This is a genomic window from Delftia sp. ZNC0008 (assembly GCF_000799035.1).
In the GTDB taxonomy this organism is placed as follows: Bacteria; Pseudomonadota; Gammaproteobacteria; order Burkholderiales; family Burkholderiaceae_C; genus Comamonas; species Comamonas tsuruhatensis.
The window spans coordinates 1-15,507 of the sequence record NZ_JTKZ01000280.1; the positions used below are offsets into that span (position 1 = coordinate 1).

Genomic DNA, 15,507 nt, shown 5'->3' on the forward strand with positions numbered 1-15,507 from the left:
CCGCGTGCCCCTTCACTACCGATCTGCCGCCGCATGCCTGATCTGCTGTTTCTCGAACTGGCCCTGCTGGGCCTGTGCTCCGGTTTCCTGGCCGGCCTGCTGGGAGTGGGCGGCGGCATGGTGCTTGTGCCGTTTCTGACCTACTTTCTCGACAAGCGCGGGGTCGGCCCGGACCTGTCCGTGAAGATGGCGATCGCCACGGCCATGGCCACCATCGTGTTCACCTCGATCTCCAGCCTGCGCGCCCACCACGGTCGCGGCGCCGTGCGCTGGGACATCGTGCGCAGCCTGGCGCCGGGCATCATCACGGGCGGGCTGCTGGCCAGCCTGGGAGTCTTCGCACTGCTGCGTGGCAAGTACCTGGCGCTGTTCTTTGGCGTGTTCATCGGCTACATGGCGCTGCGCATGCTGCGCAGCAACAGCCAGCCCACGGCCACGCGCGCCCTGCCGGGGCCGCTGGGGCTGTACGGTGCCGGCACGGGCCTGGGCTTCATCTCGGGGCTGGTGGGTGCGGGCGGGGCCTTCATCAGCGTGCCCTTCATGATGCGCTGCTCGGTGCCCATGCACATGGCCGTGGGCACCAGCGCGGCGCTGGGCTTTCCGATTGCCGTGGTGAATGCGGCAGGCCTGATCTTCACCGGCGCGGGTGATGCGGGACGCCCCGAATATTCGCTGGGCTACCTGTGGCTGCCGGCCCTGCTGACACTGGCCTGCTGCAGCGTGCTGACCGCGCCGCTGGGCGCGCGGGCCGCGCACCGGCTGCCCGTGGCCCAGCTCAAGCGGATCTTCGCCACGCTGCTGTTCGGCCTGGCGGCCTACATGCTCTGGAAGGGCTTGAGCGCGGGCAGCTGAGCGCTTGCCACCTGGGCCATTCTCTGCCGGTAGGCGATGGCGCCGATGCCGGCGCGCTGGGCTTGCAGGCATTCGCCGAATTGCTCGCGCGGCAGGCCCGGCGCGCACAGAAAGCCCTGGAAGTAGTGGCCCTGCATGCGGTGGATGGCCGTCAGCTGCTCGTGCGTTTCCACGCCCTCGGCCACGATCTCCACGCCCAGCGCCAGACCCAGGCTGATGATGGCGCCGACGATGGCCTGGTCGCCCTCGTCGCTGGGCAGGCCGCGCACGAAGCTCTGGTCGATCTTGATCTTGGAGATGGGCAGCTTCTTCAGATAGGCCAGGTTGGAGTAGCCGGTGCCGAAGTCGTCGATGACCATGCCCACGCCCAGATCGGCGATCTGGCATACGCGCAGCGCCATGTCCTGTGCATCCTGCAGCAGGATGCTTTCGGTCAGCTCCAGCTCCAGCAGATGGGGTTCCAGGCCATAGCGGCGCAGCAGCTCGGTCACGCGCTCGACAAAGCCCGACTGGCGAAATTCCAGCGCCGAGACGTTGACCGACACCTTGATCGGCATGCCCTGCTTCTGCCAGCGCGCAGCCTCCTGCACCGCCTGCTCCATGACCCAGGCGCCCAGCGTGACGATGTAGCCCGACTCCTCGGCCAGCGGAATGAAGACACCGGGCGAGACCACGCCGAATTCGGGGTCGGTCCAGCGCAGCAGCGCCTCGGCCGCGACGATGCGGTCGCTGTCGATGTGCACCTGGGGCTGGAAGTACACGGCCATGCGGCCATGCTCCAGCGCCTGGCGCATGGCATGCTCCAGCTTCATGCGCGACAGCAGGCCCGCGCTCATTTGCGGCTGGTAGAAGCTGAAATGTCCCCGGCCCCGCTCCTTGACGCGGTACATGGCCGTGTCGGCCTGGCGGATCAGCTCGTCCAGCGTGAGGCCGTCGGCCGGGTACTGGGCCACGCCGATGCTGCACTGCACGGAAAAACCCAGGCCGTCGAGCAGGAAGGGCCGCTCCATCTCCTGCAGGATGCGCCTGGCCACCGCGGCAGCCAGCTCGGCGTTGCAGCCGTGCAGGTAGAGCACGAACTCGTCGCCGCCCAGGCGGCACAGGATGTCTACCGGCCGCATGCAGTCGCTCAGGCGCTGTGCGACCAGCTTGAGCACTCGGTCGCCGAACTGGTGGCCCAGCGAGTCGTTGATGATCTTGAAGCGGTCCAGGTCGATGAACAGGATGCTGAACACCGTGCCGCCTGCGCGTGCGGCCTCGATGGCCGCATCCACGCGCTCCGTGAGATTGAGCCGGTTGGGCAGGCCGGTGAGCGCGTCGCTGTAGGCCAGCTGTTCGATGCGCTGCTGTGCCACGCGCTGCTGGGTGAGGTCACGCATGAAGCCGATGCTCTGCACCACGTCGCCCTGCGCATTGCGCAGCGGCACCCAGGACAGGCGCACGGCGCAGCGCGCACCGCCGGCCTGGCGCAACCACAGGTCGCCCTCCCAGAAGCCGCCTTGATGCCACTGTATGCGGGCCAGGTCGCCCAGCGTGTCGGATGGGTCTTCGGTGGCTTCGAACAGCGATTCCACCGTGCGGCCCTGCACGGGCATGCCGCCCAGCAAGCGTTCGCAGGCCGGGTTGGTGCGTGCCACGTCCATGTGGCCATCGGCGATGAAGATACCGTCCAGGCTGGACTCGAAGACCCGCGCAGCCAGCTCCAGGCCCGCCTGGGTCTGGGCCTCGGCCGTGATGTCGCGGAAGGAGAAAATGCGCCCCATGGGCAGGCCCCGGCGCAGCTGGGGCACGGCGCGGCGCTCCAGGATGCGGCCGTCGCGCAGGTCCAGTACGTCGGACGCTTCCATCAGGGGCTGGGCCGACAGCAGCTTCAACTGCTGCGCGTAGGACTCGGCATCGCGCACCTGGCCGGCCAGGTGATCGAGGATGGCCGCGTCGTTGCGGCGCACCAGCAACGCCTCGGGAATGCCCCAGAGCGTGGCGAATCGGTGGTTGAAGGCGCGGATGCGGCCATCGGGATCGCACACCAGGATGGCGTCGGCCGCCGACTCCAGCGTGGCGCGCAACTCGCCCAGCAGGCTTTCGAATTCGGCCTCGTGCAGCGCCTGCTCGCGCCGGTCCAGCATGCTGACCAGGAGCACCTCGCCGTCGAGCGCGCGCACGCGCATCTCCACGGGCGCCAGCTGGCCGTCGGCACGGCGCACCTCGGAAATGAACTGGGCGCCGGCCTGCCAGTTGAAGGGGTCGCTCCAGAACGCCTGCTGCTGCGGCGTGGCGGCCAGCACCTGCACGGGCAATCCCACGGCGGCATCGGTCTCATAGCCGGTGACGAATTCGCTGGCGGCGTTGGCGCGCAGCACCTTCAGGCTGCGGGCATCGATCAGCCACAGCGCCTCCTGCAGGGCATCGAGCAGGCGGGGCCAGGCGCGGTTGAGCGCTTGCTTGTTCAAGACGCCACCTTCGGCGGATCCAATTCCACCGCCCGTTCAAAGTAATAGCAGACACGCCGGCGCGGCGACAGATAGTCCAGCGCGTCGCGCGGCAACTGCGCAGGAGCCACGCCCCGGCGTATGCCCAGCGCGGGAAACAGCTCCAGCGCCAGCACGGGCGCCTGGGCGGCCGGCACGCTGGCGTCATGGACCATCACCGAAGGCTTGAGCGGCCGCGATGCATTGACGGACATGACCATGGCATGGCGCCCATCGGTCAGCTCCACCACCGAGCCCGGCGGGAACACGCCCATCATGCGGATGAAGCCATTGAGCACGGGCGCGGCGAACTTGTCGCGCAGCCGGCTGAACAGCATGGACAGCGCCTCGTGCGGCGTGTGCGGCGTCTGCGCATCGCCGGGATTGCACAGGCGGTCATAGGTGTTGACCAGGGCCAGGATCTGGCCCGTGAGCTCCATGTCCTCGGCCACCAGGCTCAGCGGGAATCCCGTGCCGTCGGCCCACTCATGGTGCTGTGCGATGGCGGTGGTGACCTGGGCCGACAGGCCCATGCGCATGGCGATGGCGACCGATTCACCCACATGGCGCTCGTAGCGGTCGCGCAGCGCGTCGGGCACGGAAGACTCCAGGGCCAGGCCGTGCATGCCTTCGGCGCCGGCCACCGGCTTGCCGGCATCGTGCAGCAGCGCCGCCAGGCCCAGGTCGCGCAGCAGCGCAGCCTCCAGGCCCAGGGCCCGGCCCAGCAGCAGGCCGAGCACGGTCACGTTGACGGCATGCACGCTCTGGTTGCTGCCCACGCCATCGGACAGGAGGTGAATCGCCACGTCCTGCGGGCCGGCCAGTTCGGCCAGGCAGCCGTCGACCAGGGCTTCGGTGGGCATGCGCGCCTGCTCGGGCGCGCTGGCAAGGGTGGTTTCGATGGCCACATAGCCACGCTCCACCTTCTGAAAGCGCGCATTGCAGTCCTCCAGCCGGCCGCGCCAGTTGGGCACGGACAGCAGCAGCGGCGCTGCGGGTGCAGGTTCCTCGGCGGGTTCGGCTGCGGCGGCAGCCACAGCGGGCAGCGGCTGCGGCGGCGGAGTGCGCACCTCGGCCGGCCAGGCGTCGCTTTTGTGCGGAACGCAGCGCACCGCCTCCAGGCCCAGGGATTTCAGGGTCTGGATCTGTGCGCTGGAGGTGATCTTGAAGCTGCTGACCGGAAAAGGATGGTTCAGCCATCCAACATCGAGCTGGACAAACATGCCCGGACGGAGGTCTCGGATATCGATGAGGACGGAATGGTTCACGCGCGGCAACGGCCCCGAGGCTGAAGGAATCGGCAAATGTAAGCCGATGATTCGGGCATTATCTCCAGTTCTGAGGGCCTTGCAGGCAATCCGCGACCCTCAGGACCAAGTCTGTCCCCCGCTGTTGTTCATCGGCACCAGAGACTGGGCTTGTAGATCAGGTCCATCCACAGCGCCCACACGGCCACGCCCACCAGCATCAGGCCGGCCAGCCGCGTGCCCCATTCGGCACGCAGGCCGTTCAGGCGCTGGCGGCCCAGCCGCCACAGCCAGGGGCCGGCCACCAGCCACAGCCCGCTGCCCACGCCAAAGGCCGCCATGGCCGATGCGCCCTGCAAGGGGCCACCGCTGAGCGCGGCGACCAGCACGGCCGAATACAGCAGTCCGCAGGGCATGAGCGCCCAGGCATAGCCCGCCGCCAGCGTGCCGCCAGGGGCGGACACCCAGGGCTGCACGCGCCGCCAGGCGGCGCGGCCCGCAGACTCCAGCCAGGCGGGCTGGCGGGCCTGCACCATCATGGCCAGGCCCCAGGCCATCACGGCGACATGGGTCAGCGTCCAGAACGGCTGCAGCGCCGTGGTCTGGCTGGTGAGCCAGGACAGGCTTTCCATGGCCAGCGCCGAGGCAGCGCCCAGGCTGGCATAGCCGGCCAGCCGCCCGCCATGGAACAGCGCCGTGCGCAGCCACAGCCGGCTTTGCAGTCCATGGACGGCGACCACCTGCCCACCACCCTGTACCGTGCCCTGCCCCGCCCCGCCCGTGACCACGCCGCAGGGCGCGGCGCACATGGCAAGGCAATGGGGCCCGCCGACGAGCCCCATGATCAAAGCGGTCCAGAGCAGCGACAACAGCATGGGGCCTAGATGATCCTCGAAAACCGCGCCCGGTTCTTGTCGGCCTGCAGATATCGGTCAAACAGCATGGCCACGCCACGCACGAAGTACCAGCCCATGGGCGTGACCTGGAATCCCTCGTCGCTGATCTGCACCAGCCCCTTGGCCTGCAGGTCCTGAAGCGCCGCCAGCTCGGGGGCGAAATACTCGCGAAAGCCCAGCAGCCAGGCCTGCTCCATGGGCTCGAACAGCACGGCGCCCTGGCACATGATGGCCATGATGACGGCGCGCCGCACCAGATCATCGCGCGACAGTGCCAGGCCGCGCACCACGGGCAGGTGGCCGGCGTCGATGGCGTCGTAGTACTCCTCCAGCGTCTTGGCGTTCTGGCTGTAGCTGGCCCCCACCTTGCCGATGGCCGACACGCCCAGCGCAATCAGGTCGCAGTCGGGCTGGGTGCTGTAGCCCTGGAAGTTGCGATGCAGCCGGCCCTGGCGCTTGGCCACGGCCAGCGCGTCCTCGGGCAAGGCGAAGTGGTCCATGCCCACGTAGACATAGCCGCCGTCCATGAAGGCCGCGATGGAGCGCGAGAGCATGGCCAGCTTGTCGGCGCCCTGGGGCAGGTCCTCGGCCGCGATGCGCCGCTGCGGCTTGAAGCGCTCGGGCAGGTGGGCATAGGCATAGAGCGCGATGCGGTCGGGCCGCAGCGCATTGACCTGGGCCAGCGTGCGCTCGAAGGACTCGGGCGTCTGCTTGGGCAGGCCGTAGATCAGGTCCACGTTGATGGAGGCAAAGCCCAGCTGCCGTGCGGCCGCCACCAGCGCGAACACCTGCTCGGCCGGCTGCACGCGGTGCACGGCGATCTGCACCTGTTCGTCGAAGTCCTGCACGCCGAAGCTCAGGCGGTTGAAGCCCAGTTCCTTGAGCACGGCCAGGCGTTCGACGCTGACGGTGCGCGGATCGACCTCGATGGAGTATTCGCCGCCCGGCTCCAGCTTGAAATGCTCGCGCAGCAGGGCCATCAGCGTGCGCAGCTCATCGTCCGAGAAGAAGGTGGGCGTGCCGCCGCCCAGGTGCAGCTGGCTGACGGCCTGGCCCTTGCCGCAATGGGCCGTGTGCAAGGCCATCTCGCGCGCCAGGTAGTCCAGGTAGACGGCAGCGCGATCGTGGTGGCGCGTCACGATCTTGTTGCAGGCGCAGTAGTAGCACAGCGACTCGCAGAACGGCACATGCACATACAGCGACAAAGGCATGGCCCGCGCTGCGGTACTCGATTTGCGGTGCTCAAGTGCCAGGATATAGTCTTCAGCACCGAAAGCCTCCACGAAACGATCGGCCGTGGGGAACGAGGTGTATCGGGGCCCCGGTACGTCGAAGCGACGCAGCAGCTCTGGGGTGACAGCGGTCATGGGTTTTTTCCTCTAATGTCGTCCACTGTGCCGCAGCCCATTGGCCGCGTCCTTGACTCATATCAAGAGTTGTTCGCGGCAGTGCTGCGACAATTTGATCCAACTCATCGCCATCCACGAGGTCACCGCCGGCGCACTGCTGCGCCGCTGATGTTTACTCCATGAACCTTCAGACCATCAAAGCATCCTGTTCCAATTGCAACCTGCGCGAGCTGTGCATGCCCATGGGCCTGGATGCCGAGCAGATGCAGCGCATCGACGACATCGTGGCCACGCGCCGCAAGGTCAAGCGCGGCGGCCTGCTGTTTCGCAACGGTGAGTCCTTCACCTCGCTGTACGCCATCCGCACGGGCTTCTTCAAGACCTGCGTGGCCACCGAGGACGGGCGCGACCAGGTCACGGGCTTTCAGATGGCCGGCGAGATCATCGGCCTGGATGGCATCGTCAACGACCACCACACCTGCGATGCGGTCGCGCTGGAAGACGCCGAGGTCTGCGTCATGCCCTTCGACAAGCTGGAGGACCTGTCGCGCGAGGTCACGGCCCTGCAAAACCATGTGCACAAGGTCATGAGCCGCGAGATCGTGCGCGAGCATGGCGTGATGCTGCTGCTGGGCAGCATGCGTGCCGAGGAGCGCCTGGCCGCCTTCGTGCTCAACCTGGTGCAGCGCCTGCACGCCCGGGGCTTTTCCAAGTCGGAACTGGTGCTGCGCATGACGCGCGAGGAAATCGGCAGCTACCTGGGCCTGAAGCTGGAGACGGTGAGCCGCACCTTCTCGAAGTTTGCCGAAGAAAACATCATCGAGGTGCGCCAGCGCCATCTGCGCATCCTGGACACGGACGCGCTCAAGCGCATCGTCAACAGCCAGCAGTGCCAGTGAGGCCGCAAGACCCCGCCCCCCGGCAATGAACAGGGCCCGCGATCGCGGGCCTTGTTCATTGCCATTGCAGTGCACGCAGGTTCAATCGCGCCCCAGGCCCTGCATGGCCAGATTTGGGTCCGGCTCGGAGACCACGCCGTCGTTGAGATCGTGCGTGGAGCGTCCCAGCATGGTGGTCATGAGGCTGGACAGCATGGTCACACCCCAGAAGGCGAAGAAGGCCAGCGTGTAGATTCCCTGCCGCGACCAGCCCAGGTCGCCGAGCCAGTGCAGCTCCAGCGGGTCCACGAAGGCGAATACCAGCATCTCCATCACGGCGGCGGCCAGAAAGGCCGGCCAGGCAATCCACATCCAGCGTTGGGCCAACATCAGCGATCTCCTTGAGCTGTCGAGGGGTGGCTTTCATTGTGCGCGCCGCCCGCGCACCGTGCCAAGCCCTGCGCACCCTGCACTGCCTGTAGGAAACCCTTGGCCCTCGCGCATGCTGGAGATGCCATCCACCATACAAAAAAGGCCGCGACTGCGGCCTTGTGCACGGCATTTTCCTGCGTTCAGCGGTCCGTGGGATGGTCCTGCGCGGGCGTGGCCGCGTGGTTGCGGCCGGTGACCGCGGGCGCCAGGCTCTTGGGCACTTCGCGCACGCCATCGGCACGCTCGTTGATGGTGATGCCATTGCGGTAATAGTCAGGATCGATCACGGGATCGGCGCCATTGATCGCAATGACGGCCGTGACCACGCCAGCCACCACGACGGCGGCCGGGCCGGCCACCACGAGCCAGACATGGGCGAACTTCCACCAGGGCTTGCCGGCGTCCGGATGCGAAGGGGCCGTGGCGGGCGCGGAGACTGCGGGACTGGAAGACATGGATAACCTCTTTCTTTCAAACAGCCGGCGCAGCCTGGGCGGCGCCGGCCAGACATATCACCGGGGCACCAGGAAGACGGCCTTTTCGGACGCGCGTCCCGCGCCTGAATGCACGGCATCGATATCGAAGAATACGGTGTGCGAGCCCGGCTCGGCGGAACCGTAGGGAATCTGCAGCCGCGCCGCAATGCCGCGCGTCTCGGCCGGGCCGACCTCGACCTCCTGCTCGGACGCCAGCTCCAGCCCGTCGAGGCCATGGGCGCTGATGCGGTAGCGCTGGGCCTGCTCGGTGGCATTCATGATCTGCAGGCGGTAGACATTTTCCAGCTTGCCGCCCGCGACGATGCGCGACAGCGACGCCCGGTCGCGTATCACGTCGACCTTGACCGATTGGCGCAGCGCCAGGCTCACGATCATGGCCATGCTCAGGCCGATCAGCACGGCCGAGTAGACCAGTACGCGCGGACGGAAGATGCGGCGCAGCACCTGGGCCCGCCGCCACAGGCCGGCCATGGCGTTCTGCGTGGTCAGCCGGATGAGGCCGCGCGGATACTCCATCTTGTCCATGATGGAATTGCAGGCGTCTATGCACAGACCGCAGCCTATGCATTCGTACTGCAGGCCGTTGCGGATGTCGATGCCCACGGGGCAGACCTGCACGCACATCTTGCAGTCGATGCAGTCGCCCAGGCCCTGGGCCTTGTAGTCCACCTTCTTGGTGCGCGGCGCGCGCGGCTCGCCCCGGCCCGTGTCGTAGCTGACGATCATGGTGTCGCGGTCGAACATGGCGCTCTGAAAGCGCGCATAGGGGCACATGTACTTGCAGACCTGCTCGCGCATGTAGCCGGCGTTGCCATAGGTGGCGAAGCCGTAGAACAGCACCCAGAAGACCTGCCAGCTGCCCTGCAGCGCCAGCAGCTCGCCGCCCAGCTCGCGGATGGGCACGAAGTAGCCCACGAAGGTGAAGCCGGTCCACAGGGCAATGGCAATCCACAGCAACTGCTTGAGCGACTTCTTCCAGAGCTTTTCAAAGGTCCAGCCGTTCTTGTCCAGGCGCATGCGCGCACTGCGGTCGCCCTCGACCTTGCGCTCCACCCACATGAAGATTTCGGTGTAGACCGTCTGCGGGCAGGAAAAGCCGCACCACAGGCGACCGGCCACGGCCGTGAACAGGAACAGCGCCAGCGCCGAAATGATCAGCAGGCCCGCCAGGTAGATGAAATCCTGCGGGTACAGCACCAGCCCGAACAGGTAAAAGCGCCGCGCACCCAGGTCGAACAGCACCATCTGGCGCTGCCCCCATTCCAGCCAGGGCAGGCCATAGAAAACCAGTTGGGTGAGAAATACCAGAGCCCATCGCCAGCGTGCGAAGACACCGCTGATGGAGCGCGGGTAGACCTTCTTCTCGGACTCGAACATCGACACCAGCTGGCCCGGGTCCGGGTCGGCAGGCGTGATCGGAATGACTTTGCGGGGAGGCTTCCCGGCATCATCCCCGTTCTCGGGCTTCATGGTGGGTTCCTTGGTTTTTTGGAATATCTGAAAACTCAAAAGGCAAAAAGGCGGCGCCGCAGCGCCGCCCCCTGTCCTTATTGACGGACTGCGCCGTCTTTGTGCGACATGCCCCAGACATAGGAGGCAAGCACCGCGATCTGCGCCTCGGTCAGCTTGTCCTTCTGGGCAGGCATCTCGTTGTGCTTGCCGTTGTTGATCATGGCCGTGATGGCGGCCTCGCCCCAGCCGTGCAGCCAGATGTCATCGGTCAGGTTGGGCGCGCCCAGGGCCTGGTTGCCCTTGCCGTCCATGCCATGGCAGGCGGCGCAGGCCGTGAACTTGGACTTGCCCAGCGAAGCCTTGAGCGAGTCGTGCGGGCTGCCCGACAGGCTCAGCACATAGTGCGAGAGGTTGCGCACATCATCGGGCGTGCCGACGGCAGCGGCCATGGGCGGCATGATGCCGATGCGGCCCGCCGTGATGGTTTCCCTGATCTTGTCGGGCGTGCCGCCATGCAGCCAGTCGCCATCGGTCAGGTTGGGGAAGCTCTTGCCGCCGCGTGCATCCGAGCCGTGGCACTGCGCGCAGTTGTTCATGAACAGGCGCTCGCCGATGGCCATGGCCTGGGGGTCCTTGGCCATGTCTTCGGTGCTCATGCTCGTGAACTTGGCGTACAGCGGCTCCAGGTCCGCGCGGGCCTTGGCCATCTCGTTTTCATAGGCGCCCAGCTGCGTCCAGCCCAGCTTGCCCGCGAACGAGCCCAGGCCCGGATAGGCCGCCAGGTAGGCGAAGCCGAACACCGAGGTGATGATGAACAGCCACATCCACCACTTGGGCATGGGGTTGTTCAGCTCGCGCAGGTCCTCGTCCCAGACGTGGCCCGTGGTGTTGTCGGCCGAGGGGACCACCTTCTTGCGTGCGGTGAGATACAGCAGCAGCAGGCAGCCGATGATGCCGCCCAGCGTGATCGCCGTGACATAGATCGACCAGAAGTTGTTTACGAAATCGCTCATGGGAAGTTCTCGTTCTGGTGGAGGGACTCAGTCTTGCTCGAACGGCAGCTGGGCGGCCTCTTCGAAACGGGCCTGGTTGCGGCGGGCGAACGCCCACCACCAGATACCGATGAAGCAGGCCAGAGAGGCCAGCGTGGCCACGATGCGCATGGTGGTGATGTCCATGTCGCTCTCCTTTACTTGACCGAACGGCCCAGCACCTGCAGGTAGGCGATGACGGCGTCCATTTCCGTCTTGCCCTTGACCTGCTCGGCGGCGCCGCTGATTTCCTCGTCGCTGTAGGGCACGCCCACCTTGCGCAGCGCGCTCATGTGCTGGGCGACCACGGTGTCATCCACCTTGTTCTTCTCCAGCCAGGAGTAGGCAGGCATGTTGGACTCGGGCACCACGTCGCGCGGGTTGTTCAGGTGGATGCGGTGCCATTCGTCGCTGTACTTGCCGCCCACGCGGTGCAGGTCGGGACCCGTGCGCTTGGAACCCCACTGGAAGGGGTGGTCGTAGACGAACTCGCCAGCCACCGAGTAGTGGCCGTAGCGCATGGTCTCGGCGCGGAAGGGGCGGATCATCTGCGAGTGGCAGTTGTAGCAGCCCTCGCGCAGATAGACGTCGCGGCCCATCAGCTGCAGCGGCGTGTAGGGCTTGAGGCCCGCCACCGCTTCCGTGGTCGACTTCTGGAAGAACAGCGGAACGATTTCCACCAGGCCGCCGACGGCGACCACCAGCAAGGTCAGCACGATCAGCAGGAAATTGTTGGTTTCCACCTTCTCGTGGGAAAAGCTCTTGGGAGCGCTATGGTTGTGATCGGACATGAGTAATGCTCCTAGACGCTCAGGCGTGGGCCACGACGGCAGGCACGGCCACCTTCACGGAACGGCCGGAGATCGCGGTCTTCCAGGTGTTCCACAGCATGACCAGCATGCCGCCCAGGTACAGCAGGCCACCGGCCACGCGGATCACGTAGAACGGATAGCTGGCCTTGACGCTTTCGACGAAGGTGTAGGTCAGCGTGCCATCGGGATTGACGGCGCGCCACATCAGGCCCTGCATCACACCGGCGATCCACATCGCGGCGATGTACAGCACGATGCCGATGGTGGCCATCCAGAAGTGCAGCTCGATGGCGCCCACCGAGTGCATCTTGGTCTTGCCGAACAGGCGCGGGATCAGGTAGTACAGCGAGCCCATGGTGATCAGGCCCACCCAGCCCAGGGCGCCCGAGTGAACGTGGCCCACGGTCCAGTCCGTGTAGTGCGACAGCGCGTTGACGGTCTTGATGGACATCATCGGACCCTCGAACGTGGACATGCCGTAGAACGACAGCGACACGATCAGGAAGCGCAGGATGGGGTCGTCGCGCAGCTTGTGCCATGCGCCCGACAGCGTCATCACGCCGTTGATCATGCCGCCCCAGCTGGGAGCCAGCAGGATCAGCGAGAACACCATGCCCACGGACTGCGTCCAGTCGGGCAGCGCGGTGTAGTGCAGGTGGTGAGGACCCGCCCACATGTAGGTGAAGATCAGCGCCCAGAAGTGGACGATGGACAGGCGGTAGCTGTAGACCGGACGGCCAGCCTGCTTGGGAATGAAGTAATACATCATGCCCAGGAAGCCTGCGGTCAGGAAGAAGCCCACGGCGTTATGGCCGTACCACCACTGCACCATGGCGTCCTGCACGCCGGCGTAGGCCGAGTAGCTCTTCATCCAGCCGGCCGGAATGGCCGCGCTGTTGACGATGTGCAGCAGCGCCACGGCGATGATGAAGGCGCCGAAGAACCAGTTGGCCACATAGATGTGACGGACCTTGCGGATGCCGATGGTTCCGAAGAACACGATGGCATACGAGACCCAGGTCACGGCGATCAGCAGGTCGATCGGCCACTCCAGCTCGGCGTACTCCTTGCCCTGGGTGTAGCCCAGCGGCAGGCTGATCGCGGCAGCGAGAATGACGATCTGCCAGCCCCAGAAGGTCAGGCTGGCCAGCTTGGGCATGAACAGCCGCGTCTGGCAGGTGCGCTGCACCACGTAGTAGCTGGTTGCGAACAGCGCCGATCCGCCAAAGGCAAAGATCACGGCGTTCGTGTGCAGCGGACGCAGGCGTCCGTAGCTCAGCCATGGAATGCCGAAGTTGAGTTCCGGCCAGGCCAGCTGCGAGGCGATCAACACCCCGACAGCCATGCCCACCACCCCCCAGACGACGGCCATGATAGAGAACTGCCTTACGACGGTATCGTCGTAATAGACAGCGTTGTTATTTGAACTATCCATCGTGCACCCCTTAGATTGCTATCAAAGTGTTACTTTCTTCGCTGTCGGGCGTGTTGACCCACGTCAATCGTCCCGAAGAATGCGTTCGCCCTCTTGTTCCACGCTCTCGAATTGCCCTCGATAGACGGCCCACCACAGGGCCGCGAGGATGGCGAGCACAAGCACCACCGACAGCGGGATCAGTAAATAGAGAATGTCCATAGTCAGAACCTCCCCACCGTTGCGGTGGAGCCCGTCGGCATGGTGACGGACGCTGCGGGCGCAGCAGGCGTGCCCGTGTGATTCGTCAAGGCCAGTGGAAGGCTGCGCGCAAGGCGCGCGGCGTTGAGCACCACCAGCAGCGAACTCAGTGCCATTCCCAGGCCGGCCACCCAGGCAGGCATGAAGCCCGCCAGGGCCAGTGGAATCGACACCGCGTTGTAAGCGGCAGCCCAGGCCATGTTCTGGCGCACCACCTGCAGTGTGCGGCGCGACAACAGACATGCCTGGAGCACCAGTTCCAGGCTGTCGCCCAGAACAACGAAATCTGCGCGCGATTGTGCCAGCGGCACTGCTCTACCAAAAGCAAAAGAGACATGCGCTCCAGCTAAAACTGGGCCGTCGTTGAGGCCGTCGCCCACCATGGCCACATGGTGGCCGGCTGCCTGCGCCTGCTGCAGCCGCTCCAGCTTGTCCTGCGGGCTGCAGCCGCCGTGGGCCTGGGTGATGCCCACGCGCGCCGCCATGGCGCGTGCGGCGTCCTCGCGGTCGCCGGACAGCAGCATCACGGCGATGCCCTGCTTGCCGAGCGCCTGCACGACGGCGGCGGCTTCGGGCCGCACGTCCTCGCTGAGTACAAAGCGCGCCAGCGTATGCCAGCCCTGTTCGGTCTGCTCGGCCAGCAACACGCCCTGCACGGGCTGCTCGCCCGCCACGCCCGCATGCAGGGCAGATCCCAGGCGCAGATGGCGGCGTCCGCCCGGGCCCTGCACCCAGGCGTCCAGGCCCAGGCCTGCCACTTCCTGCATGGTGTCCAGCTTCCAGTGCGTCGCGGCATGGGCGCCAGCCTGCGCGATGGCGCGCGAGGCCGGGTGCATGGACTGGCGCGCCAGCAGCGCCGCCAGCGCCAGCACCTCGTCGGCATCCTCGCCGCGCGCAGGCTCGAACGAGGACAGCGCCAGGCCGTCGCGTGTGAGCGTGCCGGTCTTGTCGAACACCAGGGTGTCCACGGCGGCCAGCGCTTCCAGGCCCTGCAGGTTGCGCACCAGCACGCCGCTGCGCGCCAGCGTGCCGGCGGCCGTGAGCATGGCCACGGGCGTGGCCAGCGACAGCGCGCAGGGGCAGGTGACGATGAGCACGGCCACGGCCACCATCATGGCCTTGCCGGGATCGGTGGGCCACCACCAGATGGCAGCGCCCAGCGCGGCCAGCAGCACCACGACCAGGAAGGGCCGCGCCACCTTGTCGGCCAGCTGGGCCAGGCGCGGCTTTTGCAGCGAGGCGCTTTCCATCAGGCCCACGATCTGGGCAAAGCGCGTGTCGGCCCCCACGCCGTCCACGCGCACATCGACCACGGCGTCCAGGTTGTAGCTGCCGGCCGTGACGCTGTCGCCCTCGGCACGCAGCACGGGCGTGGACTCGCCCGTGAGCAGGGCCTCGTCGGCATGGGTGCGGCCGCGCACGATGGTGCCGTCGGCCGGGAAGGCCTCGCCGCTGAGCACGCGCACCAGGTCGCCGGCACGCAGGCGGCGCGTGGCCACGCGCTCGAAGTGGCCGGCCGCGTTCTCGCGCAGCACGGCATCGGGCAGGCGGTTCATCACGGCTTCCAGCGCGCCGGCCGTGCGGTCGCGCAGCCGCAGCTCCAGCCAGCGGCCGGACAGCAGGAAGAAGACGAACATGGTCAGCGAGTCGTAGAAGACTTCCTCGCCGAAGGGCCCCGAAGGATCGAAGGTGCCCAGCGAGCTGATCACGAAGGTGATCAGCATGCCCAGCGCCACGGGCAGGTCCATGCTCACGCGGCGCTGGCGTATGTCGCGCAGCGCGCTGGAGAAGAAGGGGCCGCAGCAAAACAGCACCACGGGCAGCGAGATGACCCAGGAGGCCCAGCGCAGCAGCGTCTCCATCTCCTGCGACAGGTCGCCGGGGCGGGCGACGTAGGCGGGCCACGCATACATCATCA

Annotated in this window: 15 protein-coding genes; 2 read left to right on the top strand and 13 right to left on the bottom strand. The window is 66.6% G+C overall.

Translation table 11 applies throughout. The annotated features are described in order from the left end of the window. Positions 1-33 precede the first annotated feature (33 nt). Positions 34-852, top strand: coding sequence for a sulfite exporter TauE/SafE family protein (locus tag L995_RS09285; RefSeq protein ID WP_047471170.1), 819 nt, complete (start codon positions 34-36; stop codon positions 850-852). On the opposite strand, the gene L995_RS09290 is transcribed toward L995_RS09285, so the two are convergent. The 4 genes from L995_RS09290 to hemN form a co-directional block, all read right to left on the bottom strand. Next, positions 816-3,302, bottom strand: coding sequence for a bifunctional diguanylate cyclase/phosphodiesterase (locus L995_RS09290; RefSeq protein WP_047471172.1), 2,487 nt, complete (start codon positions 3,300-3,302; stop codon positions 816-818). The genes L995_RS09285 and L995_RS09290 overlap by 37 nt on opposite strands. Next, positions 3,299-4,543, bottom strand: a complete 1,245-nt coding sequence (locus L995_RS09295; protein ID WP_016445208.1) for an HD-GYP domain-containing protein — start codon at positions 4,541-4,543, stop codon at positions 3,299-3,301. The genes L995_RS09290 and L995_RS09295 overlap by 4 nt, the downstream gene beginning before the upstream one ends. A gap of 173 nt (positions 4,544-4,716) precedes the next feature. Beyond that, positions 4,717-5,442: a sulfite exporter TauE/SafE family protein gene (locus L995_RS09300; protein WP_017406349.1), complete on the bottom strand. Its 726-nt coding sequence runs from the start codon at positions 5,440-5,442 to the stop codon at positions 4,717-4,719. 5 nt (positions 5,443-5,447) lie between these two features. Further along, positions 5,448-6,830, bottom strand: a complete 1,383-nt coding sequence (gene hemN, locus L995_RS09305) for an oxygen-independent coproporphyrinogen III oxidase (RefSeq protein ID WP_016445206.1) — start codon at positions 6,828-6,830, stop codon at positions 5,448-5,450. A 161-nt stretch (positions 6,831-6,991) separates the two neighbouring features. Here hemN and fnr point away from each other — a divergent pair, with 161 nt between their 5' ends. Continuing rightward, the gene (gene fnr, locus L995_RS09310) at positions 6,992-7,711 is read left to right on the top strand and encodes a fumarate/nitrate reduction transcriptional regulator Fnr (RefSeq protein ID WP_016445205.1); all 720 of its coding nucleotides are present in this window, start codon (positions 6,992-6,994) and stop codon (positions 7,709-7,711) included. Between the two features lie 81 nt (positions 7,712-7,792). On the opposite strand, the gene L995_RS09315 is transcribed toward fnr, so the two are convergent. From L995_RS09315 to L995_RS09355, 9 genes are all read right to left on the bottom strand, one after another. Beyond that, entirely contained in the window at positions 7,793-8,080 is a 288-nt protein-coding gene (locus L995_RS09315) for a hypothetical protein (RefSeq protein ID WP_016445204.1), read from the bottom strand. A gap of 182 nt (positions 8,081-8,262) precedes the next feature. Next, positions 8,263-8,577, bottom strand: a complete 315-nt coding sequence (locus L995_RS09320) for a FixH family protein (RefSeq protein WP_016445203.1) — start codon at positions 8,575-8,577, stop codon at positions 8,263-8,265. 57 nt (positions 8,578-8,634) lie between these two features. Beyond that, positions 8,635-10,089: a cytochrome c oxidase accessory protein CcoG gene (gene ccoG, locus L995_RS09325; RefSeq protein ID WP_016445202.1), complete on the bottom strand. Its 1,455-nt coding sequence runs from the start codon at positions 10,087-10,089 to the stop codon at positions 8,635-8,637. Between the two features lie 77 nt (positions 10,090-10,166). Then, positions 10,167-11,084, bottom strand: coding sequence for a cytochrome-c oxidase, cbb3-type subunit III (gene ccoP / locus L995_RS09330; protein WP_016445201.1), 918 nt, complete (start codon positions 11,082-11,084; stop codon positions 10,167-10,169). 27 nt (positions 11,085-11,111) lie between these two features. After that, positions 11,112-11,249, bottom strand: coding sequence for a cbb3-type cytochrome oxidase subunit 3 (locus L995_RS09335; RefSeq protein WP_016445200.1), 138 nt, complete (start codon positions 11,247-11,249; stop codon positions 11,112-11,114). 11 nt (positions 11,250-11,260) lie between these two features. Continuing rightward, positions 11,261-11,893 carry a cytochrome-c oxidase, cbb3-type subunit II gene (gene ccoO, locus L995_RS09340; protein ID WP_016445199.1) on the bottom strand — a complete coding sequence of 211 codons (633 nt, stop codon included), beginning with the start codon at positions 11,891-11,893 and terminating at the stop codon, positions 11,261-11,263. 19 nt (positions 11,894-11,912) lie between these two features. After that, positions 11,913-13,349: a cytochrome-c oxidase, cbb3-type subunit I gene (gene ccoN, locus L995_RS09345; RefSeq protein ID WP_016445198.1), complete on the bottom strand. Its 1,437-nt coding sequence runs from the start codon at positions 13,347-13,349 to the stop codon at positions 11,913-11,915. Between the two features lie 63 nt (positions 13,350-13,412). Next, positions 13,413-13,550, bottom strand: a complete 138-nt coding sequence (gene ccoS / locus L995_RS09350) for a cbb3-type cytochrome oxidase assembly protein CcoS (protein WP_013803228.1) — start codon at positions 13,548-13,550, stop codon at positions 13,413-13,415. A 2-nt stretch (positions 13,551-13,552) separates the two neighbouring features. Continuing rightward, a partial coding sequence (locus L995_RS09355) for a heavy metal translocating P-type ATPase (protein ID WP_047471176.1) occupies positions 13,553-15,507 on the bottom strand: 1,955 nt, incomplete at its 5' end.